Here is a 26,265-nt window from a genome sequence, read left to right as displayed (position 1 = left end):
TCCTTGCATTAGGAACAATACGTTAATGTATTTATTATAATACATTATATTCAGAAATGCAAGATGAGTGTCTTGGAAATGCAAAAATCTATAAGGAAGTAAGGACTAAGCTATAATAAGAATTAAGAGGCTGACAGTAATAAATATCAGCCTCTTAAGAAATAACACGATAAATTATTTTCCAATAGAATCCAATCTGGTAAATAAATCTTTATTTTCTTCTATTTTTTCTTTAGAGCCTTCCACATAATATACATCCTGTTTCACGACTTTATCCAGCATTTCCGCATAACCCCTAATATCTTCAGCTTTTGTATCAAGTACTTCATTCATCCAAGTAAGCATGTCGGATGCTGTAAGTCCTGAGAGGTACAAGTTGTCGCAAATCGAGCCTTCATATAGAGGCCCCATACTTTTTATTTTCAGGAATTCACTAATAGTTCCGATAACAAAATTCTCCATTTCATCTTCAGTCGGATTAAACTCTTTTAAGAACTTAACAGCTCCCTTGAATGCCTCAAGTGTCTCACTTAAGTTCGGATCCCGTATTGACATTATAGACATTAAGCCGTTTGGAGAAAAGTCAATATTAAAACCGTAAGCACCGCCGGAAGTGCGGATGCTCTTCCATAAATATTCCATATTAAGGATTTTTTGCAGAACAAGCATTTTCCCACTATATTTATAATTTTCCTTTGAAAAATCGCCGCCCTGTATCACTGTTTGTACTTTTACAGGTAGGGGAAGAGCCAGATTTTTGTCGGGAACATCAAATTTGTATGTTTGAACAGATAATTCTTCTGAATTTACTTTCGAAATAATTTTTTCCAGGTTACTCTTAAAAGCAGTATACCCGGAGGCATCTCCACTATGGCTCGCTATAAGGCCATTTTTGTTAAATACTGAAGAATAGGTTTCCTGAAGGTTTTTTACTATTTCATCCGAATTTTTGTCAAAATTCTTTTCAATATCCCTTAGAAATGTATAGTACCCGGGTCCCATAAGATTCTCTATATAACGCCCGGCTTCAGAAAAGTAAGCTTGAAGCTTAAGTGATGAGTACATTCCGCTTCCCGAGGCGTACATCTGCTGCATATACATTTTGTTTTGCTGAATAATCTGTTTGATTTTCGCCTTATTGGTAAAGACAGTGTTATTTATTATTTCTTCAGTTAATTCCAGTGATTTTGAAACATTATTATTAAGAGTCAGTAAGGAAACAGCCATTACTGGCTTATACAAATCAGGATTTTTCGAATTTGTTGCTACAGAAGCACCAAAGTATATTCCGCTGCTATAAAGGTTTACTATGTTACTCAGGTCTTCCTGCTTATATTTCTTTGTATCAAGATTACCAAGGAGGGATGCAAGCAGATTCATATAGTGCAATTTGTCCTGTGGTACTCTTGAAGTATCAAAATACATATTGATTGATGAAACTCCGTTTAGGGGTACTGTATGTGAAAGTACCTCAACACCGGAAAGCTTTTCAGTATTTACAGTCAGGTCAGGTAATTCAGGTTTTATGTCTTTTACAGACAGTCTGGGTATTTTAGCCAGAGCCTCTGCAGAATCGGGCTTATCCTGCCATGCTTTAAAATTCTCGGTTCCTTTTATTAGAGCTGATATAGCTTTAGCATCAAGCTTTTTCTTATAATTTTCCAATTTTTCGGAACGTGTTTTTTCATTTTTTTCTTCCATTCCGGCTGAGGGCTTAAGTATGACTAATGAGCTGTGAGTATTTGAAAGCAAATATTTGTTAATAAGATTTTCAAAATACTTTTTATCCGCAAGTTTTCTGATTTTTGCCTCAGAATCGGAATTATTCATATATATAGTAGGGTCTGTGTCATGAACCCATTGCTTCATAATATTGATATTTATGGATAGCCCCTTCATTGATGATATTTTTTGAATACGTTTGCTAAGATCATATTGAGCGAATGTTTGATTGATCAAATCCTTTGAAAAACCTGTTTTGACTACTTTATTAAGGGTGTCAGTTATTACTTTTTTAAAGGTTGTCTTGGAAGATTCATCGGAATTTTCTGCAATAAATGACAAAACAGGCTGTAAAGAATCATTGCTAAATGAGTAAGTAATGTTATCGGCTATACCGCTATCCTGCAAGGCTTTCTTCAAAGGCGAACTTTCTGAACCCATAAGGAGATAGCTCAAGTAATCCATGCCTGTCATTAGCTCTTTGTCTGTTATTGTACCTGTAACAAAGTTAAGTGCCAGGTAGGTTTTTCTATCTAAGCTTTCATTACTTGGAACAGGATAGAACGCTACTTTCTCTACTGCCTTCTTGAAGGCCTTTTGTGATTTTATTGAACTATCAGTAGTTACTTTCGAGAATTTACTCAAGTAGTTTTTGTCAATAAATTCAAGATATTTACCTATATCAAGATTTCCATAAAGGTAAATATAACTGTTTGAAGGAGTATAGTATTTCTTGTGTACAGCTTTTAGCTTATCCCATGTAAGTGTAGGAATAGCTTCAGGGTTTCCGCCGGCATCCCATTTGTAGGATGATTCTGACAATAATGACTTTGTAATTTCCTTGTCCAGAACATATTTTGAATTAGAGTAATTTCCCTTCATTTCGTTATATACAATACCGTTTATTGAAAGTTTTGAATCCTTGGAATCAAGGGTATACCTCCATGCTTCCTGATTAAATATATTTTGTTCAGTATGCAGATTTGGATAAAATACTGCATCCAGATATACTCCCATAAGGTTTTTAAGATCTGTTTCATTTACGCTGGAGACAGGATAGATAGTAAAATCTGATGAAGTCATTGCATTTATAAATGTGCCAAGAGAACGTTTCAGCATTTCCGCGAATGGAGATTTTGACGGATAATTTTTTGAACCGTTTAGAACAGAATGTTCTATAATATGATTTACGCCTGTATCGTCAGTAGTAGGTGTACGGAAGCTGATAGAAAAAGATCTTTCATTATCATTGTTTTTTACAAACATTAATCTGGCTCCGGTTTTTACATGGCTGAACATCATAACGGTAGAGTTTAAATCAGGCATACTTTTTGATGAAATCAGTTTAAAACCGGAATAGACCTTTGAAATCTGGTATTCTGCAGCAGGAATAGTATTGACTGAAGCAGCATAGACGGAATTATAAGGTAGGGCTAGTGATACAGCCAGAAATACTACTACTATAAAAAGTGCAGATATTTTCCTTAATAAAATTTTTTTCATGGTAGTCTCTCCTTTTAGTCATATTTTTTGCTTACAAGATTAATTTTATCTTGTATTATTTAAGGTAACTTTTCCTTATCCTTAAGTTATCCTTAATATTTGATATTCATTTTCACACAAATGTATATATATGTCAAAACGCGTTACTACATGCTATTTCTTTTGGACTCTATTTCAATTCGAATTACTTCATTTTTTATCAAATTAAGTTATAATTAATATTTTTCAAATAAAAATAGAATAACTTTAACTAAAAGTGTAAGTGAACATTTGTGTACATAAACCGAACTTGGTTAATACAATAAAAAAACTAACAGAAAGTTAACAAAAATTTCTTGACAGTGTTAATACAAATGTTGTAAAATTCAACATTATGTAACAGGTATGTTATTATATTAACATAATGTATATATCAGGCTATGAAACTGCTAATAAAAATAACAAATTAATATACATAAACGTAATGTTTATTATCTTTAGTTATTTATATTATTAGCAAATTCAAAATTGAATACAGCTTATACTAATTTTTAGAATGTAGAAAACTAATTACCAAAAACTATTAATCTATATTATTCTTTGCAAAATATGCCCAAAAACATCTGCAATTGAAAGGGGTTTCAGGAGGTGGATGATAAAAAGTACTAGTTGCAGTAATGGATAAAATAACCGAAAGGCCTGATATCATGAGAAAAAAACTTAATATTAATGAAAATCATATGCCTTATGAAGAACTCAAGGCTGTTTATAATAAGTGTACAGATGCAAAAATAAAGATTAAGCTTCTTGCCATCTTGCAAACATGGGATGGACAAACAAGTCTTCAGGTAGCGGCAAATCTTCATAAATCTGATGCTACAGTAAGACTTTGGATACATAGGTATAATGAAAACAGTGTGCATGGGCTTTACAGTAAAACACACAGCAATAGAAAAAGTTATTTATCGCCGGATCAAAAGCAGATATTGCAGGAAATATTAATCCATTCACCAAGAGAATGCGGTTTAGACCGTGATATCTGGAGTATGAGACTATTAGCGCAATGGATCAGGGAAAATTTCAGAATAGAGTACCATCCGGGAAGCCTGTATAAGCTGGTATATTCGATGGGATATACAAAGCAAAGCCTAAAACATAAGAGAAACGATCTAGATATAAAGCTTCAAAAAAAGTATGAAAAAGAAAACAATGGAATATTTGATACAAATGAGCCGGATACAGTTTTTTATAAAGAGGTTAAGCCAGCTTAATAATGAATTTAGAGAAGTATACAGTCTTAATAACATATAGCCTGAACTGTTACATATATGTAACTTTTGATAATTGATGTTTTGAAGGGAGGCGATATAATGAAAGCCTTAATATGGTCAGAAAACAAACTTAGAAAAACTGAGGTAGCAGAACCGGAAATAAAAACTCCAAACCAGGTAAAGATTAAAATACACCTTACAGGAATATGTGGAACAGATCTTGCTTTAATTGCAGGAAAAGAACAGGAAGCACCTGAAGTCATAAGAGGGCATGAAGCTGTAGGTACAGTAACCGGAGTCGGAGAAAAAGTCGGAGATATAAAAGTTGGAGACAGAGTTGTCATAGATCCTAATCAATACTGCGGCAATTGCTATTATTGCAGGAGAGGTGCAACCAATCTGTGTAATGGCGGCCGTACTGGAGGGTTTGACATCGCCGGGCTGAATATACATGGAACTTTTGCTGAATATTTTGTCTGTGAAGATAAATATGTTTATAGAATACCCGACAATATGAGCTGGGAGACGGCTTTGATGATTGAGCCTCTAGCTTGTGTACTGCATAATCTGATGAAAGCAGAAATAAGTGTTGATGATTCTGTCCTTGTACTTGGATCAGGACCAATGGGAATGCTGTGCCAGATGGCATCAAAAAAACTGTCCCGATTGACAGCTGCAACGGAAAAAAGTGAGTTTAGACTTAAATATGCAAAAACTATATCAGACTATGCTTTCAGTCCGGAAATGCTAAGTGTTGAAACAGTTTATAAAATTAATTCTGGTCGTAAATTTGATCTGGTTATAGATGCAATCGGTAATCAGCTTGAATTTGCTGAAGAATATATAGAACGCGGGGGTAGGATTGTACTCTTGGGGATTAATCCGAATTACAAATTTACCTTTTCACCTGCAAAATATTTATCAAACGGAATAAAAATTTTGGGGCTGGGCGAATATAATCAGCTGTTTGAGACAACAATCCAATTTGCTTCGACATTGCCTGATCTGAATAAACTGGTAACGAGAAAATACCCGCTGGAAGAATATAAAGAAGCTATAAATGAACTTCTTGGATATGACTTGGATACCAGATGTGCAGTAAGTTGTGAGACCATAAAAACCGCTCTTATGTTATAAGTCAGAGAAAGAAAATAAAATTTTTTAAAAACAAATGCAAGCGGTTGCATATTTAATGTTTAGTATTATTCTTGGGATTGAAATATTAATTAGTATAAGCCCTTTAAAAAAGAAAAATAGTTAATTAACCAAATTAAAATCCATTATTAGTATAAGCTGATTCTTTTATAAACTTTGCTACAATCTTAGTAGTCATGCAGTCTTAAAGGTTATTCATAAAACCATAATAACCGAAGTGTCTACATGAAATATTTTAAAGGGGAAGTGAAAAAAGTTTGATTAACAAAACAAAAAATTTAAATAATGTATATTTGTATTTAGAGGAAATGCAATCGGTTGCACATAAATCGTTTTGGATACCTTCCATATGGAATACTATAGGATATAAAGATGTTCTGGATCAAAAGAATGGAGAAATATCTGTAAATCCCTATGCATTTATTAAAGCGTGTATTGACTATATACTTGATGGGGAGAAGTCCGGCTTATTTCATGAAAATAATGATTTAAGCAAAAGCGTCATTTACAATTCACTTGTAAGATATTCAACTGCATGGGATTATAATGACGATGGCAAAATTGAATCAGGTACTTTCTTAAGAACAATTATTCTTTTACCTATGCTAAAGAATTATGGAGTAGATATTCTTTATGTCCTGCCTGTCACAAAATACAGTACGCTGAATCAAAAAGGCGATATAGGATCTCCATATGCGATACAAAACTACTTTGAACTGGATCCGAACCTGCATGATGATTTGCTTGACGGGATGGTAGATTTCGATATTAAGAGAGAATTTGCTGCTTTGATAGAGGCATGTCACCTTATGGGCATTAAGGTAGTGCACGACTTTATACCAAGGGTAACAGCGAGAAACAGTGATTTGATAGAAAAGCATCCGGATTGGGTATATTGGATAAAAATTGAGCATATAGAAGGATTTAAGCCACCAGAAATACCGGAATTAGGCTTTTTTGAAGAATGTACTCCTGAGAAAATTGATATTATATATAACTCCTGTGAGACAGCAGTACACCTTGAGAAATTTTCGCATTCTCCCGATAAGCTGAATCCCGAATTGTGGGAAAGAATAAAGCAGATGTCCAGGGAAACCGGAGAGGATTTACTTACATTAGTAGAACTTGAAATGAAAATAACTACTTCGCCTGCACACTCGGACTGGATAAATGACGTACAGCCAATATGGACAGATACAACATTCCTGCGTCTTTTTATGGATGTGACACCTTCGGTGCAAAAGTATCTTAAAGCTGATCAGGCTCCTTACATTATGTTTGATACCATTAAAGGCAATATTTTTCCTGCAGGTATACCAAATCAGGGTTTGTGGGATATTTTTGAAGAAGTACTTCGACATGATATGGAAGTTTACGGACTCGACGGTTTCAGAGTTGATATAGGGCACACGCTCCCGGTTCCTCTGCTTCAGCATTTGTTTAATGTAGTCAAAAAAATAAAACCTGATGCAATCCTTATCAGTGAGGATTTGTTCAATTCAAACCATAAGAAGGCAAAAAGCAGCGGATACAACATAATGCTTGGTAGCGGTTGGAACATTATGTCCAAAATCAGTAAGAAAACACTTGTAGATTACTTAAAAGAGCTGCCGTCATTGGAAATCAATATTTTCGCATGTGCAGAGACAGCAGATACTCCAAGGATTACAAGCAGAAACGGGGGTATTAATCTAGCAAGGATGATGGGGGTGTTCAATTACTTCCTTCCAAATGCTGTTCCCTACATAACAACAGGCTTTGAGGTAAATGAAAAGCAGCCTTTAAATTGTGGATTGGCAGATAATACAAACGGTGCTGAGATACCTAGAGCATTTTTTAACAAGATAAAAATAGACTGGACAAATCAGTATGCAGAAGATATGAATTTATTATTAAGACGTTTGTATTCGATAAGAAAAGAATACCTTGGCCTGATAAAGCCGGATAACTTTACTATACCGGAAACACCAGAAGATATAATTATTTATGCATATGTACAAAAACAAAAAATGCTTGTTTGCTGTTTTAACTTAAACATGGACAATGAGATTAATGTCAATCTGGAAAAGGTATTTTCTGGTATAAAAGAACTAAGAATCCTTGCCGACACTCATTTAAACAGTATTGACAAAAAATTAACAGACTGTATAGTTTTAAAGCCTGGACAGGCAATCGTTGCAGTTAAGTATTAGCAAATAATGGAAGGGAGAACGAAGATGTCAGTACAAAGAAATGAAAAAGAAATTGTCATATGGCATGAGTTTGATGGTCCGGGAGATCTGTCAAAAAATGTACTTGAAGAAATCTGCAATGATTTTTCAAATAAATATGGAGTAAGTATAAAACCGGAAGTTATGAGTCTTAAGGAAATGGTAGAGAGGATTGACAGCATATATATAACAGGCGAAGGGCCTCATATGGCTTTTGTACCGTCGGATTTGTCACTGCTCGGTAAAAATGCTTTATGCTCTGATGTTCCTGGTAAGCTTTATAAGGGGATAATTCCGGAAAAAATGCTTCAAACAATGAACATGAACGGCAGACAGTTTGGGCTTCCCGTTCTTGGGGGTAATCATCTTATAATGTATTACAATAAGGATATATTAGGCAAAGCCCCTGAAAGTTGGGAAGAGCTGGAGGAGATATCCGGTGAACTGTTATCAGAAGGGTTTATACCTGCATCTACAGATGTAAACCAATCCTACTGGTTACTGCCGATACTATCTGCTTGTGGTACCTGGCCTGTTGTTGATAATGATTCGGAAAAACTTGACTATTCCAAAGTGAAAACTGCATTTTCATATATAGATTATTTAATGAGTAAAGGAGTAATATCAAGTTTTAACGCTTCATATGAAATGCTGGACAAGTTTCATTCCGGTGATATTGCAGCAATAGTCAACGGTGAATGGGTGTATGACTTTATCAGTGGAAACCTGGGCGAAAAGCTCGGAGTATGTGCGATACCTTCGATAAAAGGAATGAACTCCACTCCCGTCACATCTTCAATAGGCCTGATGTTCCCAAACAATTCTCTGGAATCTGATTTAAGGGATTATCTGCTAGAGTTTGCGAGCCTGATGATCAGTGAGGAATGTCAGATAAGATGGGCTAACGGTGTAAATAGAATACCGCTTGTCCCCTCAGCTCTGGATAAGGTTGAAAAGACAAGCACTTACAACAGAAAGGTTGTATTGGAGCAAATGAAAGCGGGTTATCCACTTGTGCCCGGAAATAAAACAGCAAACACATGGAATGTCTTGGAATTTGGTATAGATCTCTACTGGAACAAAAGAGTGGAATTGGATGAGGTCATAGTTCAAATGGAGGAAAGAGCGAAAAATCTGAACAAAAAATATAATTAACTATAATGGAGTGAAAAATTATGAAAACTACTATATTCAGTCAGATTTCTATTGATGGAAAGTTGACTTTAGGAGCAGGAAATTCAAGTAAAGATCTTTTTAAATTATTCAGTAATGAAGATTTGGAATTTATACATAAATTCAGAGGAAAAGTGGATGGAATTATGGTAGGAAGAAAAACAATTATTACAGATAATCCATTTCTGACAAACCGTTATGAAGAAAACAGAAATCCGGTAAGGATCATTCCGACATCTACAATGGATATTCCTCCAGATTCCAATGTTTTAGTGGATAAGGGCAGGACCATAGTAGCAACTACAGAAAAGGGCTTTGATAAGGAAAAGGCTGACCTGATTACCGGAATGGGCAAGCAATATATAGTTTGCGGCAAAGAAAAGCTAGACTTTAAAGAATTGTTCAGATGCCTTGAAGAACAACATAACATAAAAAGTGTTATGGTTGAAGGAGGAGGGCAACTGAATTGGAGCATTGTCGCAAATGATCTGGCTGATGAGATTATTCTCATGCAGCTTCCCATTATTATCGGCGGAACATCAAACATTACTCTTGTTGATGGCATTGGATACAGAGACATGTCTTCGACAAAAAAGTATAGGATTATCGATATACAACCGCGTGAGAATTATACCCTGTTGAGGTTTGCAAGAAATGCATACACAATGCATGACAGGCCTGTTGCATAAAAACTGCCACAGGAAATCAAGCTAATTTATTAAGGAGAGATGAAGGTAAAATGAGAGATTTACTAAAAGCAGTTATTTTTGATATGGATGGAGTAATAATAGACAGTGAACCCATTTATTTCGAAATAGAAAGAAAATCATTCGGCAAGTTTGGTCTAATTATACCTGAAGCAGAACATCACTCCTTTGTCGGTATAACTCTGGAAGAAATGTGGCATAGAATAAAGAGCAACTACGGCTTGCCGCATACTGTTGAAGAACTCCTTGTATTTCATAAAAACCAGGTGATCAAACAGATGAGTATTCAAGAAAGCCTGAGACCTATAGACGGTGTTTTGGATCTTATCAGAGAATTGAGAGAAAAAGGAATAAAAACTGCAATTGCTTCATCTTCTCCTGTAAAGCTAATAGATATCATTCTGAATAAGTTGGATATAAAAGGGTACTTTGATTTGGTTGTCAGTGGTGAAGAAGTTGAAAAAGGAAAGCCGGAACCGGATATCTTTTTAAAGGCGGCCCGGATTTTGAGTATAAAACCGTCCAATTGTGTGGTAATAGAAGATTCGCGTAACGGAATTATTGCTTCACTGGAAGCAGGAATGCCATGTATCGGCTTTAAAAATCCTAATTCCGGCAATCAGGACTTATCAAAGGCTGACAAAACAATATCACACTTTTCTGAAATAGACGTAAATATATTGAATGTTATTTTGGAAAAAAGATTTTCTGAAAGCAGTTAATATATACAGGAGGTATAAAAAAGATATGATTATAAGTCAAACACCTCTAAGAGTGAGTTTTTTCGGTGGAGGTACGGATATAAGGGATTATTATGGAGTAAACGGTGGAGTAGTTTTCAGCGCCACCATTGATAAATATATTTATATTATTGTTAAGTCCAGATATGACAACAAGGTTGTTGCACATTATTCAAAAAGGGAAGAAGTAGACCACATAGATGAAATCCAGCATGAAATAATACGGGAGGCACTAAGAATTGCAGAGATAGACTGTGGTATAGAAATTACGTGCATAGCAGATATCCCTTCAAAAGGAAGTGGCCTTGGATCATCAAGTTCATTTACAGTAGGTCTCTTGAATTCGCTGTTCACTTTTAAAGGAGATTTTAAAAGCCCCAGGGAACTTGCAGAGCTTGCATGCAAAATAGAAATAGATCAGCTAAATGAACCAATAGGGAAGCAAGATCAGTATGCAGCTGCATTTGGCGGTTTCAGAAAATATCTTTTCAATAAGGATAGCAGCGTAGATATAGAAAGTATCAACATTTCGAACAGTGGCTATAAACTACTGAATTCATACACAATGATGTTCTATACAGGAATTGCCAGAAAGGCTTCTTCAGTGCTTTCTGACCAGAAGAAGAATATCGGAAACAATTTTGATGCTTTGGACACATTAAAAAAAATGGCTATGACATGTGAAAAGGAATTCTTAAACATGAATATAAAGAAAATAGGTGAAATGCTTGATACAAGCTGGGATGAGAAAAAGAAACTTTCCAACAAAATTTATAATAGTGAAATTAACATGATGTATGAAACTGCTAAAAAAGCAGGAATCTATGGTGGTAAACTTCTGGGAGCGGGGGGAGGAGGATATTTCCTTTTCTTATGTCCTCCCGGAAACAGGCAGAAAGTTAGAGAAGCTTTAAAAGAATACAAGGAATTGCCGGTTTCATTTGATAAATATGGAAGCAGAATTATACTTAATGTCAATGATAATTGCGGCTTTGTAGACTATAAAAAGGTAATCAGTGCGTAAGAATTATTTAGTTTCCAGTTGTGACTACCTGGTAAGATTTATAGATAGTATAGCTATATAGAATTAATTTGCCAGGTACGTCATGCTGATTTTTATGAGTTGACAGAAAAAGGGGTGTAAAAATGAATAAAGCAGTTCTCGTTGCCGTTTCTCATCTGTACCCTTTGAGTGATATTACTTCCAGTGCGATAAACATGGAATTTGTCAAGAACATCTCACGGAAAGGCGTTGATATTAGAGTTATAATGCCTGCAAACAGTAATATCCTTCAGAAATATTCAAATAACATGGATACAGTTGCAGTTATGAAAATAAAAATGAATGATAAAGAAGTTGTGTATAAAATCAAAAGCCTGCTGTTTGATTCGATAACGATATATTTTATAGATGCACCAGATTATTTTGACAGGAAAAGATTATATGATTATGCCGATGATGCCGAACGGTTTGCATTCTTCAGCAGAGCTGTACCCGAAGCAATTCCTTTTCTCGGATTTAAGCCGGACATAATTCATTGTCAGGATTGGACAACTGCATTTATTCCATATCTGTTGAAAGTTAAATACAATTCTTCAGATATATATCGTAATACAAAAACTGTATTGACATTTAATGACTTGGGAAATCAAGGAGTCTTTGACAAGGACAACTGCGTGTTTCTAGATATGAACTGGCAGACTTTGGTTCAATACGGAATTGATTATTATGACCAGATAAATTTCTTAAAAGCCGGATTGATTTATTCAGATACTGTAACAACTGTCAGTCCACGCTATGCTTCCGAGATAGAATCGGAATTTTTCGGGAGGACTCTTGAAGATGTTATAAAAAGCCGGCAAGGCAAGATATATGGTATTTTAAACGGTATTGACCTTAAAGAATATGATCCTGCATCGGATGATAGATTATCTGTTAATTATGGTATTGAAAATATTGCTGCCAAACGGGAAAACAAAAAAGCTGTCCAGAAAGAATTGGGCTTTAATGTCGACGAAGGTATACCATTGCTCTTCCTGAACTCAAAGCTGAAGGACGAAAAGGGAGGAGAAATTATCAGGTATACTCTGGAGGATATTATTAAAGGCAATACCCAGGTAGTAATGATGCTTCCGCAGGAAGAAGGGCGTAAGGATGATGAGGAGCTGATCTATGAAGAATTTTTCCGGTCATTAACCGGGGACTATGAAAAAAACTTTTCTATTTTACCTTATGATAAGGATATTGCATGTAAAGTTTTTGCAGCTGCGGATATCTTAATGATGCCTTCTATATGTGAGCCATGGGGGGAAAAAGCAATGATTGCAATGAGATACGGGACAATCCCTGTAGTACGCCAGACAGGCGGACTTTCAAATATGGTTGCGGATTATGATGAAAAAACAGGGAAGGGTACCGGCTTTTCTTACAGGTTTTCTGCTATCAAGATATTTCTCCATACAGTAAGAAGAGCTTTAAAGGTATATGGGCGGAAGGATGAATGGGAAAAAATCGTTAAGAATTGCATGCAGCTGGATTTCGGAATTGGAGGACAGGCAGAGAAATATATCGATCTGTATGGGAAATTGGATTGTAAATAGCTGTAGAAGTAAACATTGAAATTTCTGGAGGTACACAATGAATAAATCAATATTATTTGTAACAACCCAGCTATATCCGTTTACAAATGGATCGATGGGGGTTTTTAACTACTCACTTCCGAAGGGACTAAGAAATCAAGGGTGGGATGTGAGAGTCATAGTTCCCAGATTTAATAAACCTGTCAGGCCTTATCCCGAAGAAATAACTAATGAGGCAGCAAATGAGATTAAAATGGGAAATAAATTCTATCAGTACAGCATTGAAGCTTCTATGTATGAGGATATACCTGTATATTTCCTGAACCAGCCTCATTACTTCGGAAGGGATAGTTTATACGGATATCCGGATGAAGCTGAACGCTTTATATTTATGTGTAAGGCTATAGTTGAAGCATTGCCGTCACTGGAATTTAAACCAGATATAATCCATTGCCAGGATTGGCATACTGCGTTTATTCCCATGCTGCTTAAATCAAAGTGCAATGACCATCCATTGTATGAAAAAATAAAGACTATATTAACAATACATAACCTTGGTTACCAGGGAGTGTTTGATGGTGAAAATTGTAAGTTTTTGGATATGGATCAGGAAACATTTCTTAGGCGCGGTATAGATTATTATGAACAGGTAAGCTTCATGAAGGCAGGTATATTACATACTGACGTTATTACGACAGTAAGTCCTACATATGCAAAAGAGATAGCTACTGAAGAGGGCGGAGCAACGCTTCATGAAGAGATATGCAAGCGTCAACAGGATTTATACGGTGTTTTGTGCGGACTGGATATGAAGATTAATAATCCAGCCACAGATACAAGGCTTTTTGCCAATTATAGTCTGGAAGACCCGAAAGGAAAACATACTAACAAAAGGGAATTGCAAAAGCTGCTGAATCTGCCCGTGAGAGAAGATGTACCCGTTATTTCCCTTTTCTCCAGGCTTATACCTGAAAAGGGACTTGATCTTGTAAGAAATGCTATGGATGATTTGATGAAAAGCGATATCCAGTTTGTTATTGTTTCAGATGGGCATGAGATTTATGAGGAATACTGCAGGAAGGCTCAACAAAAGTATCCTGATAAGTTTTCCTTCACTCTTTACAATGATGATCTTGCTTACAAGGCTTATGCGGGTGCAGATATGTTCCTTATGCCATCAAGGTTTGAACCATGCGGAATAGGTCAGTTAATAGCACTGAGATATGGGACTGTGCCTATAGTAAGAAAAACAGGAGGGTTAAGCGACAGCATACAGGATTATGATGAAGAAACAGGAGTGGGAAACGGCTTTACTTTCAGATATTACAATGCAAAGGTGATGCTGTATACCATACGCAAGGCTATAAAGCTATATCATCGCAAAGAAGAGTGGAATAAGATTGTTAAGAATGGAATGGCTCAGGACCATGGTTGGGACAAGTATGTAGGGCAATATATAGATGTATATAAAGAGACTTTGAAGAAGTAAAAACTATAGAATTGAAAATTTGTTAAGCACTGGGCAGTTACAGGAGGTGGTAGATAATGAAAGCGGTCATTTTAGCCGGAGGCAAGGGGACAAGACTTGGCAGTCTTACGGAGGAAATCCCCAAGCCTCTGATAAATATATGCGGTAAACCTGTATTGGAATACCAGGTTGAGAACTACAAACGTGCAGGCATCACTGAAATAATACTTGTCATAGGTCACTTGGGGCATAAAATAAAGGAATATTTTGGAGACGGAAAAGGGTTTGGGGTGAACATTACCTACTATGAGGAACAACAGCCGCTTGGTACAGCAGGAGCATTGTATTATTTAAAGGATGTACTTACAGATGACTTTGTTCTTTCTTATGGAGATGTGATATTTGATATTGACTTTGAAAGGTTTATCAGTTTTCACAGGAAAATGGGGTGTCTGGCATCCCTTGCAGTTCATCCCAATGACCATCCTTACGACAGTGATGTGATAAAAATGACTGCCGCAGGCATGGTAGAAGGAATAATCGGTAAAAGTGAAAAAAGAGATTTTTATTACAACAACTGTATAAATGCCGGAGTTTTTGTTTTTAGCAGGGGAATACTGGACTATGTCCAGGAAAACATGGCCCAGGACCTTGAAAAAAATATTATAGCAAGAGCAATAGAAGGGAGAATTTGTGGATATAAGACCAGCGAGTATATAAAAGATATGGGAACTCCCGAGAGATATAAGCTTGTGCAGGAACATGTTAAGAAAGGTGTTGCTGCAAAAAGGAATCTGGCAGGAAAGCAAAAGGCTGTTTTTCTCGACAGAGATGGTACCATTAATAAATATGTAGGATTATTATCAGAGCCTGAGCAGTTGAAAATATATGATGATGTTTATCCTGCACTTAATATGCTTAACAGTTCTGAATATTTAAGTATTGTTGTAACCAATCAGCCGGTTGTGGCAAGAAACATGTGTACTGTTGAGGGGTTGGAAAACATACATAAAAAACTTGAGACGAATCTGGGAGAGCACAGGGTATATGTAGATGATATTCTTTATTGTCCACATCATCCTGATAAAGGATATCCCGGGGAAAATAAGGACTATAAGATTGTGTGTACTTGCAGAAAACCGGCTATAGGAATGATAGAGAAAGCAGCATTAAGATACAATATCGATCTTTCAGAATCATATCTGATAGGAGATACAACTGTTGATATAAAGACAGGGAAAAATGCAGGCTTGAAGACCATACTACTATCAAGAGGTGAGGGTGGAAAGGATAAGAAGTTTGATGTTGTACCGGAAGCGTATGCGGAAAATCTGCTGGAAGCTGTAAAAAAAATAATTAATACATGAAACAACCATACATATTAAAAATCATAATTATATATATAAGGAGTTGCTAAAATGAATTTTATAAATGAAATAGAAGCATATTTTGATGAGTTGAAGGACATATTACAAAAATTGGATAGAAATAGTATTAATTTTATTATTAACAAACTAATAGAAGTATATGCAAAAGGCGGTATGATTTATATTTTCGGAAATGGCGGAAGTGCATCTACAGCTTCACACTTTGTAAATGATTTTAATAAAGGAGTAAGCGGAAATCTGTCAAAAAGATTTAAATTTATATGCCTAAATGATAATGTATCCACGATGATGGCTGTTGCAAATGATATCAGCTATGACAGCATATTCAAGTTTCAGTTGGAAAACTATCTGACTCCCAGGGACTTGGTTTTCGGAATCTCCGGAAGCGGAAATTCTGAAAACGTAGTGCAGGCTATAGAATACGCCAATTCGGTAGGTGCAGATACTGTAGCTTTACTGGGCTTTAACGGGGGTAAGCTGAAGGAAAGCACCAAACACCATATACTGGTTCCGGTTAATGATATGCAGAAGGTAGAGGATATTCACATGATTCTTGACCATCTTATGATGAAAATAATTAAAGAATTCCTTGAAAGATGCAATACATCTCAGGATGAAGCTGCAGCTTATAAAGAATGTTCGTGTGAAATGCCTGTCAGTACAACACCCCAATAATTTTACTTAATAATAAAAATACAGAGGCGGGTTTCCGCCTCTGTATTTTTATCCTGCTTTTTCATCACTGAAAACACTGTTTTCCTGTTCCTCTATGAACTGGTTGGTATACAGCTTGTAGTAATAACCTTTCCTGCGCAGAAGATCTTTGTGTGTCCCGTCTTCAATAATATTGCCTTTTTCAATTACCAGAATTCTGTCAGCTGACTTTACTGTTGAGAGCCTGTGGGCAATAATAAAGCTTGTGCGGCCCTTTAATATGTTTTGAATGGCATCTTTTATAAGGTGTTCTGTCTCTGTATCAACAGAAGAAGTAGCCTCATCAAGAACAAATATTTTCGGGTTTGCAAGTATTGCACGGGCAAAAGAAATCAACTGTTTTTGGCCTGTAGACAGCTTACTTCCTCTCTCTCCTACATCGGTATCATAGCCATTTTCCAGACGGGTGATGAAATCATGTGCGTTTACGAGTTTTGCAGCATTCATAATTTCATCCATTGACGCATCGGTTCTTGTATAAGCAATATTTTCGCGGACGGTACCACTAAAAAGATGTGGCTCCTGTAATACGTAACCGAGATTGGAGTATAGCCATAAAAGAGGCTTCTCCCTATAATCAATTCCATCTATAAGAATACTGCCGCCTGTAGGTTCATAAAACCGGCAGGCGAGGTTAACTATAGTAGTTTTGCCTGAACCTGTTTCACCGACAATTGCTATTGTTTCGCCTGGCTTAACACTGAGATTGAATTTTTCGAGTATTTTTTCTTCTTTGTTATAGGAAAAGCATACATCCCTAAACTCTATTTCACCTTTCAATTCAGGCCATTTTTGCATTTCAGGGTTTTTGTAGTTTCCATATTTACTGATAACTTTATCCGAATCCTTTATATCAACTTCTGTTTCAATAAGTGTCATTATGCGCTCGGCTGAAGCTTGAGCATATTGTATTTCACTGAAAATTCTTGCAAATTGTTTTACAGGCTCAAAAAATTGTGTCGCATATGAAAGAAAAGCTACTAATGTTCCGTAAGATATTGAACCGAAGGCTGCTACGTCATTACCGCCCCGCCAGATGATTGCGGCTGTTCCTATGCTTCCAAGCAGTATTACCAATGGAGTGTAAAAAGAAGACATAACTGCAGACCTGACGGAGTACTTTCTCATTTCTAAAGTTAACTCTTTGAATTCATTTAAGCTCTCTTTTTCCCTTACCAGTGTTTTAATTGTTTTGGCTCCCATAATTCCTTCATTAAAAGAGCTTGTTATATGTGAGTTCACTTTTCGCACTTTTCTATAATTCTTAAGGATCAGTCGTTGAAAAACCAGACTTACTATGATAAGGGCAGGTATGGTTGCCAATACCAGAAGAGCCAGTTTCAAGTTTAGGATCAGCATGAGTACAGCCATAAGAAACATAAGAGTCATTGCCCATGACATGTCTACAAGATTCCATGATAATGTAGTACCCAGTCTTTTTACATCCGAGGTCATTCTTGCCATAAGCCATCCTACCGGGGTTTTGTCATAGTAGGAAAGGGGAAGCCGCTGTAATTTTTCAAAACCGGCTTTTCTTATATCATATGGAATTCCTGTTTCAATATGCCCAGCTACCTTGATCATAAATTTTACATTCACGGCCTGGGCTGTAATCAAGACAAACAATAAAATACAAAACGGTAAAAATCCTTTAAAAGAACCAGGAATGACAAATTTATCAATAGCCAGCTTGTTCAGAATAGGAAATATGGCATCCACTCCTGCTATTAGGATCATTTGTATTATCAGTATTACAAAATGTTTCTTATATGGTACGACAAATTTCATTAATTTTTTCCAAAGACTTAGGTCAAGCTGCTTTTTATACTCTTGTTCTTCCAGAAATTCCATACATTACACCTCCAATTAGTAAGTTTCCAAATAATAACAGTGGTTTTTATACTATGTTTTCAAGTTCATTTTCCAGGGAACTTTGAAGCTCCCATACTCTCCTATATAAGCCATTCTTTGCAATAAGCTCGTTATGCGTGCCTTTTTGCTTAATTTGGCCATTTTCCAGCACCAGGATGATATCAGCTTCTGCCAGCGTGGTGATACGGTGTGAAATGATAATGGTGGTGGTGTGGCGGCTTCTTTTTTTCAGTGCTTTTCGTATAAATGCATCTGTTTCCATATCCACGGCGCTTAAGGAATCATCAAAGATAAGGATCGGTACATCGCGTATTACAGCTCTGGCTATGGCGATTCTTTGTCTCTGTCCTCCTGATAAGGTTACACCTCTTTCACCGACAATGGTATCATAACCGTTGTCAAAGTGTTGTATTGCCTCATGTATAGCTGCGATAGAGGAGGAGGTATGAATTTCATCATCAGTTGCATTTGTTTTTCCAAATCTTATGTTTTCTTTAATTGATTTTGAAAAAAGAAACGGTTCCTGTAATACTATTCCGACATTTTTTCTAAGCCATTTTCTGTCGATATTGCTCAATTCGGTTCCATCTATTTTTATTGAACCTTTCTTATAGTCATATAGCCTTGTTAACAGATGCACTATGGAGCTTTTACCTGAACCGGTAGCACCCAGTACCGCAACAGTCTGACCTCTCTGGATTTTGAAAGACAGATCTTTGAGTATGAGGTTTTTTTCATCATAGCCAAAAGATAAACCGGTAAACTCAATATCACCTTTTATTTCGGGTCTTAAATCACTTTCGAGGGTTTCTTCCTCAGGATGATCGAGTATTTCCTGTATCCTGTTCAATGACACAAAAGTCTGACCCATAAAGGCTAAAACCTGACCTAACTGTCTTACAGGCCATATCAGCATACCGGCATAACTGATAAAAGCTACGAGTGTCCCCAGTGTAATTCTTCCGGTATTTGTCCAGTATACACCCGAAATAATGACTACCAGGAGCTGTGTAAGGCAAAGAAAATCTGTAGATGACCAGAAATTTGACATAAGGTATAGTATCTTCTTTATGTAATCTCTATATTCCACATTTTTTTCATCAAATTTGTCAGTTTCAAAATTTTGTGCTCCAAAAGCCTTTACTACTCTGACGCCTGTCAGGGATTCCTGAAGCGTAGATGTCATTCTGCCTTCAGACTCATCTGTAAGCTTGAATACTTTTTTCATACTTCTGAAAAATATTACAGTTGCAAGAAGTATAAAAGGAACAAGCACTATAGATACCAGAGAATATAAAGGATCAATGGAAAGCATAAAAACAAACACCAGGCTGAATGACGTCACAGACTGACCGATTTCCACAAACTGCGAGGAAATAAAATTCTGAACGGTTTCAACATCAGATGTACAACGTTGTATCAAATCCCCGGCATGATTTTTCACATGGAAATCGTAAGGAAGATGCATAATATGGTTATAAAGTTTTTCTCTCAGCATTTTTCCTGAATTCTCTGATGACATTGCAGCCAAACGCCCTTTCAGGAAGAGAAAAAATCCGTGAAGTGCTGTAAGCAGTACGATTACTGCTCCACAAATCCAAAGGTGTCTGACCAAATAACTCTTACCTCCGGAGAAATCAACAATAGCCCTGGCCCATGCGGGGAGGTCTATTGGTTCAGTACCGATAACCGAGTCAATAATAAATCTTATTACAACAGGTATTGTTGTAGAAAACAGGGAAGAAAGACATATGGACAGTACTGCCGCGAAATATATCAGTCTGTTGCCCTTTAAAAAGTTTAGAAGTTGTTTGAAATTCCTCATATTCCGACCTCCTTAAATGTAACAAATGCTGAAACTAAATAGCAACGAAGCTAAAGTATCATCAGAAGTAAAATTATAGTTTTTGGAACCAGCCTGAGACATTAAATGATGTGCTAAGTATAAAAGACAACAAAAAAGCCACAGGCTTTACAACCTGTGGCACTATCAGCGAAAGTATGTTTGAGTTTCCTATACTGCTAGAAAGCGTTAATAACAGGTCGCAATGAAATATTTACATGATTGATTTTAACATTGACAAAATTAAAATATACAATTCTCATCATAGCGACCTCCTTTTAATTAATTTATTAAACAGTATGGAAGATTTTTATTCCACGTTTGTTAGTATAATCCATACTTATGTGATTTGTAAACGTTTTTTTAAAATTGTAATTTATTTGTAACAAATAGGACAAATATTTTTATAGTAAAGATTTTCAGCACTGTTTACATGTAAACAGTGCTGAAAAACAGCTAATGTTATTTATTATAAATACAGAATGCAGAACCATAGTAAGTATAGTTGCTTCCATTAGTTGTTACTTTACCAGCTGTGGCGCCATTAGTATATCCTGAGGCTACTCTCATTTGCGAAGCGTCAGAACCGTCAAGGTTTACGGCATAATCGCATTCCAAATCTACCATTAGTTGTGCTCCGACTTTGAAATTCATGCCATTACCGGTGCTATCTACTACTACCAAAATAAAGGATCCATCTTTCTTATGTCCTATAAATGTTCTTGTATTTGCGGAAGTTCCATGGTCTACTGCTGTATTATAATTGTTATGGTAATTAGGATTGCTTAAGTTATTCCAGTCCGCTATTCTAAGTCCACCATCGTATTCATCATATACAGCTGTGCTTTCAAATACCGATTTTGAATCATATACCAAACAATTAGTTGAGGGCATCATAAACTTAATATACGGTAGTGCTGTTGATAAGGCACTTGTATTTGAAAACCATCTGACAGTTGCTGTGTCGTTGTTTTTTACAACAAAACAAGGGTAATATTGTGAATGTAGGCCTGTAACATCAGATGCACTGTTTAACTTTTTACCATCCTGATAAAGTACGCCATTAACATAACCTAATCCATAAAAAGAAGTTCCAGAGGAACCATAGCTTTGCATAACATTACCATTTACTTTTGCAACTGTTGTATAAGATGATGACGGGTTAATAGATGACAAATAACTCTTGTAGCCATTCTGTAAAAGTACTGGAGTAGCAAATTGGGTTGATGGATTTGATTTGAAAATTTTGACGTCATATGTTTTACCTTCATTAGTATAAACTCTATTATTCAAATAGTTATAAATAGTTTGATCAAAAGAGCCATAAGCAAAAACGCCAACACTAGAGACTACCAACAATGATATTACCAATAATATCGAAAAAAACTTTTTCATAAGATTTACCTCCGTTATTTTAAATTTTATGTTTATCTTAAACAGTCTTCATATATCTAGAATTATGAACTGTTAAGAACGGGTTATATTGAACTGAGTCATGGAATTTTTTAGCATTTCAATATGGATTTTAAATGGTTTGGGATAAAATAGTATGAATTATAACTGAAATATAGCTGAAAAAGAACTGATTTTTTACTGATAATATGATTATCGTATTGACAAAGAAGAGATAGTAATATAATATATAGTTAGTAGTACACAATGTACTACTAAGAAAGGGGGCTATTATGGAAGACTTGATTGAAGAGCTGATGGGCTTGAATTTTTCCAGGACTGAAGCTGCGGTATATATTACTCTTGTAAGCCAGGGTAGAGCTAACGGCTACAAAATTGCTAAGATACTAAACCTTTCCAGATCTACTGTATATGCTGCTCTTGATAATCTAAACCAAAGAGGCTGTATTTACCTTGTCCCAGGAGAATCAAGCGAATATGAGCCTAAAGATCCGGAAACTCTGATAGAACAGCTAAAAAGGGATTTTGTAAAAACGGCAGATAAAGTCAGAGAAAAAATTAAGAGTATGGATAAAAAGCCTGTAGAAAACAGATTCCTGAATATTGAAGGTTATGACAAAATAATTACAAAGACTAAAGAACTTATTGAAGATGCAGAAGCAGAAATATATATAAACACAGAATTTGATCTTGAGTTATTTAAGAAGGAAATTCTGGACGCAGATGCCAGAGGGGTAAGAACAATAGTTTTCAGCTTTACGGAACTTGATACAAAAGGTTTGCCTGTAGAAGTTTATTCACATGGGAATAGTTATGAAAAATGTGGAGATGAAAGACTTATGCTTGTTGTTGATAATAAAAAATCACTTATTTCCAGCAATGAGCAAAGAAGTGATTATATTGGAATATTTACTGAAAACAGGCTTCTTACGCGGATTGTCTCAGAACATATCCATCATGATGTATATATGCTGCGACTAAAAAACAGGGGAAAGGGTGAAATAGTAGATAAAGATATATTACTAAACACGATAGTGGAAAGAGAAAGTGATGTTTAATTTGTAATAAAGGAGAATCAAGATGATGGGGTTAATAAGTAAAAACGGACAAAGACTGGACAAAGTACAAAACAGTGAAATGAATAAGCATATATTGAAGATTTCCATACCTATCGCTCTTCAAAGTATAATAATGATGACCCTTAATATGACCGATCAGATAATGGTAGGCCAGCTTGGTGAATCATCAATTGCTGCCGTTGGTATAAGCAACAGGGTAATAACCATACTTACAGTTATATTGAGTGGTTTGGCTTCAGGAATAGGAATATACACAGCACAGTTCTGGGGTAAAAAAGATAAGGAAAAGATAGGACAATTGCTAGGCCTTGGTTTATCGGTAGGCGGCGTATTAACGGTAGTTTTCGTACTGGCTGCAATACTTGCTCCCAAAGCATGTGTAGGTATATTTACTACCGATCCAGAAGTAATATCTAATGGAGTCAAGTTTTTGAGGATAGTTGCTTACAGTTATATACCTACTACACTGACAATTGTATATTCATCAATATTAAGATCTACGGCGCATGTCAAGATCCCGATGGCGGCAAGTATGGCAGCAGTGGTATGTAATGTTATTTTGAATTATGTTTTCATATTCGGTAAATTCGGTTTCCCGGAGCTTGGCATAGAAGGAGCAGCTGTTGCAACAACAATTTCGCGTATCATCGAGTTAATAATAATTATTTCTTCAATATACATATTAAAACTGCCTGGGGCAGTTTCTATCAAAAATATGCGCGGGATGTCAAAATCCCTGGTAAACAGTTTCGTAAAAACCACATACCCGATATTACTTACAGAAATGTTATGGGTTTTTGGAGAAACAATGTATAACCTTATATATGGAAGAATAGGAACTAGTGAATACACAGCTATGGCTATTACTTTTCCAATCCAGGGATTGGCAGTAGGAGTACTCTCGGGCCTTTCATGCGCAGCCGGAGTAATTATAGGGAATGCTATAGGAGCAAACGAAGAGGATAAAGCAATTGTTTATGCAAAAAAGATTGTAAAGCTCGGTATTACATTTGCTGCCGTATCAGGTGCTATAGTGATTTTGATTTCAAGGTTTTACATAAAAGTTTATAATATCTCTTCAGAAGCGGAAGTATATGCTCAATACTTGCTTATAGTATTCTCATTCTTCTTATGGGTTAAGGTATCGAACATGATTATAGCGGGAGGTATACTTTCAAGTGGAGGAGACAGCAAATATGTGTTTGCAATGGAATCAACTGCCACATGGATAGTTGGAGTCCCATCAGGACTGATAGCTGCATTTGTTTTAGACCTGCCGGTACACTGGGTTTATCTGCTGCTTTCACTGGAAGAGGTGGTCAGACTTGTGTTCGGATTAAGAAGGATGTTCTCTGGAAAATGGGTAAACAATCTTGTAAGTCAAATTAATTAACTTAATTCATATAGTAATGTTTCCCTCTTGTAACGAAGTTAATTTATTATAAGAAAGTTAGCTTCAATTTTATGAATTACCCTCAAGAATTAGCTTGAGGGCTTTTTTTATCATTAGAAAGAAACACCAGGGGGTGATGGAGGAATTTTCATAGCTGATGGCTATAAGCTTGATAAAAGTGCGTGGACAGCTTGCAAACTCCAAAGAATAGTATGGTTGAACCGCAGGAGTCGGTGCTCTCATTGATTTGGTTGATGAAATAAAAGGACAAGGCAAAAAAATTATTATGAATTATGAACATGACATATAGGTGTCTTGTTTAGTGTGATAGAATAAAGCAAAAAAGGTGGTTTACTATGGTGGAATCAAGATGTGGTCTATTATGCAGTGAATGCTCTTATAAGGAACCATGTAATTGTGGCGGTTGTGTGGAAACAAACGGACATCCTTTTCATGGGGAGTGTCCTGTAGCTGTATGTTGTCAGAACAAAGGTCACAGTCATTGCGGTCAGTGTGCAGAAATGCCATGCAAGCAGCTTTACGAATACTCCTATCACGAGGAGCATGGCGATAATGGGGCAAGGATTGAAATGTGCAAAAAGTGGGCGAAAGAAGGAGTGCAATACTAAACCAAGCCAGGGTTTAGAACTGAGGAAGCCAGGAAAAGATATTTGTTATATTTGATGGTGCATTGGGGATTTTGCCATGCACCATTTAAGTTTTATTGATAATTATCATAATCCTGCCACCAGTAATTTTCCATATACATCACTTCCTAGGCAAAAAAAAAGAATCTTCCTTTTCGAAAGATTCTATTTGGTGCGAAGAGTGGGACTTGAACCCACACGGTCTCCCACACGCCCCTCAAACGTGCGCGTCTGCCAGTTCCGCCATCCTCGCGTATTCAATTTGTGTTCAATCAGCAAAATCAATTATACTAGCATCTGGTCATTGTGTCAATACTTTTTAGTATAAAAAATTCGGAAACTTCTTATGGTAATAAATTGTATTGAATAAAGGAGAAGTAATTGGTAAAATGGACATAGCATACAGCACATGCAGTAATGAATTGTTGATAGTAATTAATGTGTTAGTTACTAAACATGCTTGCTGCTATTCAGCAAAGTTTTTACTATACTATAAAGGGGAAAGATAAAATGGCAGGTTTTTTTGGACTTTTTGATTACACAAAACATGGGCCTGGCGTTCCAAAGGATGGGCCACCAAAACCAAGGATAAAAGTGTTTTTCGAAATTTTAGGGCGGAAATTCTGGAATTTAATGAGATTGAATCTTCTCTTTTGCTTGTTTAATATTCCGGCTATAATTACAATGATTTACATAGTTAACAGTTTCTATTTTAGAAAGATGTTGTCAGACAGTATTTTTATCGACTTTGTGCTGAAGTTTGCCTTTGGCTCAATTTTCTTATGTATTCCATTAATAACAATAGGGCCGGCACAAGCTGGGTTTACTTATGTGCTCAGAAACTATGCCCGCGAAGAGCATGCTTTTATTTGGTGGGATTTTAAAGAAAATACATTGAAGAATATGAAACAGGGGTTAATAGTGTCAATAATTGATCTGTTTATTATACTGGTTATCGGTCTGGACATAAATATATACATTACAATGGGAAAGGACAATGGCAACATATTCTTTACACTTGCCAGCGGCTTTTTAATCTTAGCGTTCATAACCTATATAATGATGCATATGTATATTTACCCAATGATGGTTACATTTAAGTTGAGTATTAAGCAGATATATAAGAATGCTTTGATATTTGCATTGATCGGCTTTCTGCCTAATCTGGGTATTTTGGTGATATGTGCTTTAATTCTGGGTATTACGTTCCTTATATATCCTCCAATAGGTATTATACTGTTTCCATTAATCACAATGAGTTTAATTGGACTTATTACAAATTTCTTTGTATACCCTAAGTTGAAAAAGTATATGATTGATAAAGCTGAAAATACAGGTAAAAATGCAGTAGTTCAGGAATGAAAAGCTTTAATAGTTAGCCTTGATACATTTAAACATAAAAGAAACC

At 35.9% G+C, this 26,265-nt stretch carries 19 protein-coding genes and 1 tRNA gene; 15 read left to right on the top strand and 5 right to left on the bottom strand.

What is annotated here, in order from left to right:
- Positions 1-174 precede the first annotated feature (174 nt).
- Positions 175-3,225, bottom strand: coding sequence for an insulinase family protein (locus N3I35_09190; protein ID MCX8130258.1), 3,051 nt, complete (start codon positions 3,223-3,225; stop codon positions 175-177).
- A 686-nt stretch (positions 3,226-3,911) separates the two neighbouring features.
- On the opposite strand from N3I35_09190, the gene N3I35_09185 reads away from it, so the two are divergent.
- From N3I35_09185 to N3I35_09135, 11 genes are all read left to right on the top strand, one after another.
- Complete coding sequence (locus tag N3I35_09185; protein ID MCX8130257.1) at positions 3,912-4,475, top strand: helix-turn-helix domain-containing protein; 564 nt, start codon at positions 3,912-3,914, stop codon at positions 4,473-4,475.
- A gap of 99 nt (positions 4,476-4,574) precedes the next feature.
- Positions 4,575-5,612 (top strand): alcohol dehydrogenase catalytic domain-containing protein, encoded by a 1,038-nt coding sequence (locus N3I35_09180; GenBank protein ID MCX8130256.1) that lies wholly within the window; start codon positions 4,575-4,577, stop codon positions 5,610-5,612.
- A gap of 326 nt (positions 5,613-5,938) precedes the next feature.
- The gene (locus N3I35_09175; GenBank protein MCX8130255.1) at positions 5,939-7,822 is read left to right on the top strand and encodes an alpha-amylase; all 1,884 of its coding nucleotides are present in this window, start codon (positions 5,939-5,941) and stop codon (positions 7,820-7,822) included.
- A 24-nt stretch (positions 7,823-7,846) separates the two neighbouring features.
- Positions 7,847-8,995 carry an extracellular solute-binding protein gene (locus N3I35_09170; GenBank protein MCX8130254.1) on the top strand — a complete coding sequence of 383 codons (1,149 nt, stop codon included), beginning with the start codon at positions 7,847-7,849 and terminating at the stop codon, positions 8,993-8,995.
- A 20-nt stretch (positions 8,996-9,015) separates the two neighbouring features.
- Entirely contained in the window at positions 9,016-9,702 is a 687-nt protein-coding gene (locus N3I35_09165; GenBank protein ID MCX8130253.1) for a dihydrofolate reductase family protein, read from the top strand.
- A gap of 50 nt (positions 9,703-9,752) precedes the next feature.
- Positions 9,753-10,442 carry an HAD family hydrolase gene (locus N3I35_09160; GenBank protein MCX8130252.1) on the top strand — a complete coding sequence of 230 codons (690 nt, stop codon included), beginning with the start codon at positions 9,753-9,755 and terminating at the stop codon, positions 10,440-10,442.
- Positions 10,443-10,467: 25 nt separating this feature from the next.
- The gene (locus tag N3I35_09155; protein MCX8130251.1) at positions 10,468-11,484 is read left to right on the top strand and encodes a GHMP kinase; all 1,017 of its coding nucleotides are present in this window, start codon (positions 10,468-10,470) and stop codon (positions 11,482-11,484) included.
- A gap of 122 nt (positions 11,485-11,606) precedes the next feature.
- Positions 11,607-13,061 (top strand): glycogen synthase, encoded by a 1,455-nt coding sequence (locus N3I35_09150; protein MCX8130250.1) that lies wholly within the window; start codon positions 11,607-11,609, stop codon positions 13,059-13,061.
- 37 nt (positions 13,062-13,098) lie between these two features.
- On the top strand, positions 13,099-14,529 hold the full coding sequence (locus tag N3I35_09145) for a glycogen synthase (protein ID MCX8130249.1): 1,431 nt from the start codon (positions 13,099-13,101) through the stop codon (positions 14,527-14,529).
- 56 nt (positions 14,530-14,585) lie between these two features.
- The gene (locus N3I35_09140; protein MCX8130248.1) at positions 14,586-15,875 is read left to right on the top strand and encodes an HAD-IIIA family hydrolase; all 1,290 of its coding nucleotides are present in this window, start codon (positions 14,586-14,588) and stop codon (positions 15,873-15,875) included.
- 51 nt (positions 15,876-15,926) lie between these two features.
- Positions 15,927-16,571 (top strand): SIS domain-containing protein, encoded by a 645-nt coding sequence (locus tag N3I35_09135; GenBank protein MCX8130247.1) that lies wholly within the window; start codon positions 15,927-15,929, stop codon positions 16,569-16,571.
- Positions 16,572-16,619: 48 nt separating this feature from the next.
- On the opposite strand, the gene N3I35_09130 is transcribed toward N3I35_09135, so the two are convergent.
- The 3 genes from N3I35_09130 to N3I35_09120 all read right to left on the bottom strand — a co-directional run bounded on the left by N3I35_09130 (position 16,620) and on the right by N3I35_09120 (position 21,720).
- Complete coding sequence (locus tag N3I35_09130; GenBank protein ID MCX8130246.1) at positions 16,620-18,461, bottom strand: ABC transporter ATP-binding protein/permease; 1,842 nt, start codon at positions 18,459-18,461, stop codon at positions 16,620-16,622.
- 46 nt (positions 18,462-18,507) lie between these two features.
- On the bottom strand, positions 18,508-20,307 hold the full coding sequence (locus tag N3I35_09125; GenBank protein ID MCX8130245.1) for an ABC transporter ATP-binding protein/permease: 1,800 nt from the start codon (positions 20,305-20,307) through the stop codon (positions 18,508-18,510).
- Between the two features lie 480 nt (positions 20,308-20,787).
- Complete coding sequence (locus N3I35_09120; GenBank protein ID MCX8130244.1) at positions 20,788-21,720, bottom strand: phosphodiester glycosidase family protein; 933 nt, start codon at positions 21,718-21,720, stop codon at positions 20,788-20,790.
- Positions 21,721-22,010: 290 nt separating this feature from the next.
- On the opposite strand from N3I35_09120, the gene N3I35_09115 reads away from it, so the two are divergent.
- The 3 genes from N3I35_09115 to N3I35_09105 all read left to right on the top strand — a co-directional run bounded on the left by N3I35_09115 (position 22,011) and on the right by N3I35_09105 (position 24,839).
- Positions 22,011-22,796, top strand: a complete 786-nt coding sequence (locus N3I35_09115) for an HTH domain-containing protein (protein MCX8130243.1) — start codon at positions 22,011-22,013, stop codon at positions 22,794-22,796.
- A 22-nt stretch (positions 22,797-22,818) separates the two neighbouring features.
- Positions 22,819-24,210, top strand: a complete 1,392-nt coding sequence (locus tag N3I35_09110; GenBank protein ID MCX8130242.1) for an MATE family efflux transporter — start codon at positions 22,819-22,821, stop codon at positions 24,208-24,210.
- A gap of 356 nt (positions 24,211-24,566) precedes the next feature.
- On the top strand, positions 24,567-24,839 hold the full coding sequence (locus tag N3I35_09105) for a DUF3795 domain-containing protein (GenBank protein ID MCX8130241.1): 273 nt from the start codon (positions 24,567-24,569) through the stop codon (positions 24,837-24,839).
- Between the two features lie 188 nt (positions 24,840-25,027).
- On the opposite strand, the gene N3I35_09100 is transcribed toward N3I35_09105, so the two are convergent.
- Positions 25,028-25,110: transfer RNA gene (locus N3I35_09100), tRNA-Leu, on the bottom strand.
- A gap of 257 nt (positions 25,111-25,367) precedes the next feature.
- Here N3I35_09100 and N3I35_09095 point away from each other — a divergent pair.
- Positions 25,368-26,219: a DUF624 domain-containing protein gene (locus tag N3I35_09095; GenBank protein MCX8130240.1), complete on the top strand. Its 852-nt coding sequence runs from the start codon at positions 25,368-25,370 to the stop codon at positions 26,217-26,219.
- The last annotated feature ends 46 nt before the right edge of the window (positions 26,220-26,265 follow it).

The organism is Clostridia bacterium, assembly GCA_026414765.1.
Classification (GTDB): Bacteria; Bacillota; Clostridia; order Acetivibrionales; family DSM-27016; genus SKW86.
Note: the sequence above shows the minus strand (reverse complement) of the source record. Positions and strands in the feature narration are given on the sequence as shown.

What these genes read in the sequence shown, in the direction of transcription:
- N3I35_09190 (MCX8130258.1), bottom strand. Translation starts at nt 3,225, where the DNA reads ATGAAAAAAATTTTATTAAGGAAAATATCTGCACTTTTTATAGTAGTA.
- N3I35_09185 (MCX8130257.1), top strand. Translation starts at nt 3,912, where the DNA reads ATGAGAAAAAAACTTAATATTAATGAAAATCATATGCCTTATGAAGAA.
- N3I35_09180 (MCX8130256.1), top strand. Translation starts at nt 4,575, where the DNA reads ATGAAAGCCTTAATATGGTCAGAAAACAAACTTAGAAAAACTGAGGTA.
- N3I35_09175 (MCX8130255.1), top strand. Translation starts at nt 5,939, where the DNA reads ATGCAATCGGTTGCACATAAATCGTTTTGGATACCTTCCATATGGAAT.
- N3I35_09170 (MCX8130254.1), top strand. Translation starts at nt 7,847, where the DNA reads ATGTCAGTACAAAGAAATGAAAAAGAAATTGTCATATGGCATGAGTTT.
- N3I35_09165 (MCX8130253.1), top strand. Translation starts at nt 9,016, where the DNA reads ATGAAAACTACTATATTCAGTCAGATTTCTATTGATGGAAAGTTGACT.
- N3I35_09160 (MCX8130252.1), top strand. Translation starts at nt 9,753, where the DNA reads ATGAGAGATTTACTAAAAGCAGTTATTTTTGATATGGATGGAGTAATA.
- N3I35_09155 (MCX8130251.1), top strand. Translation starts at nt 10,468, where the DNA reads ATGATTATAAGTCAAACACCTCTAAGAGTGAGTTTTTTCGGTGGAGGT.
- N3I35_09150 (MCX8130250.1), top strand. Translation starts at nt 11,607, where the DNA reads ATGAATAAAGCAGTTCTCGTTGCCGTTTCTCATCTGTACCCTTTGAGT.
- N3I35_09145 (MCX8130249.1), top strand. Translation starts at nt 13,099, where the DNA reads ATGAATAAATCAATATTATTTGTAACAACCCAGCTATATCCGTTTACA.
- N3I35_09140 (MCX8130248.1), top strand. Translation starts at nt 14,586, where the DNA reads ATGAAAGCGGTCATTTTAGCCGGAGGCAAGGGGACAAGACTTGGCAGT.
- N3I35_09135 (MCX8130247.1), top strand. Translation starts at nt 15,927, where the DNA reads ATGAATTTTATAAATGAAATAGAAGCATATTTTGATGAGTTGAAGGAC.
- N3I35_09130 (MCX8130246.1), bottom strand. Translation starts at nt 18,461, where the DNA reads ATGGAATTTCTGGAAGAACAAGAGTATAAAAAGCAGCTTGACCTAAGT.
- N3I35_09125 (MCX8130245.1), bottom strand. Translation starts at nt 20,307, where the DNA reads ATGAGGAATTTCAAACAACTTCTAAACTTTTTAAAGGGCAACAGACTG.
- N3I35_09120 (MCX8130244.1), bottom strand. Translation starts at nt 21,720, where the DNA reads ATGAAAAAGTTTTTTTCGATATTATTGGTAATATCATTGTTGGTAGTC.
- N3I35_09115 (MCX8130243.1), top strand. Translation starts at nt 22,011, where the DNA reads ATGGAAGACTTGATTGAAGAGCTGATGGGCTTGAATTTTTCCAGGACT.
- N3I35_09110 (MCX8130242.1), top strand. Translation starts at nt 22,819, where the DNA reads ATGATGGGGTTAATAAGTAAAAACGGACAAAGACTGGACAAAGTACAA.
- N3I35_09105 (MCX8130241.1), top strand. Translation starts at nt 24,567, where the DNA reads ATGGTGGAATCAAGATGTGGTCTATTATGCAGTGAATGCTCTTATAAG.
- N3I35_09095 (MCX8130240.1), top strand. Translation starts at nt 25,368, where the DNA reads ATGGCAGGTTTTTTTGGACTTTTTGATTACACAAAACATGGGCCTGGC.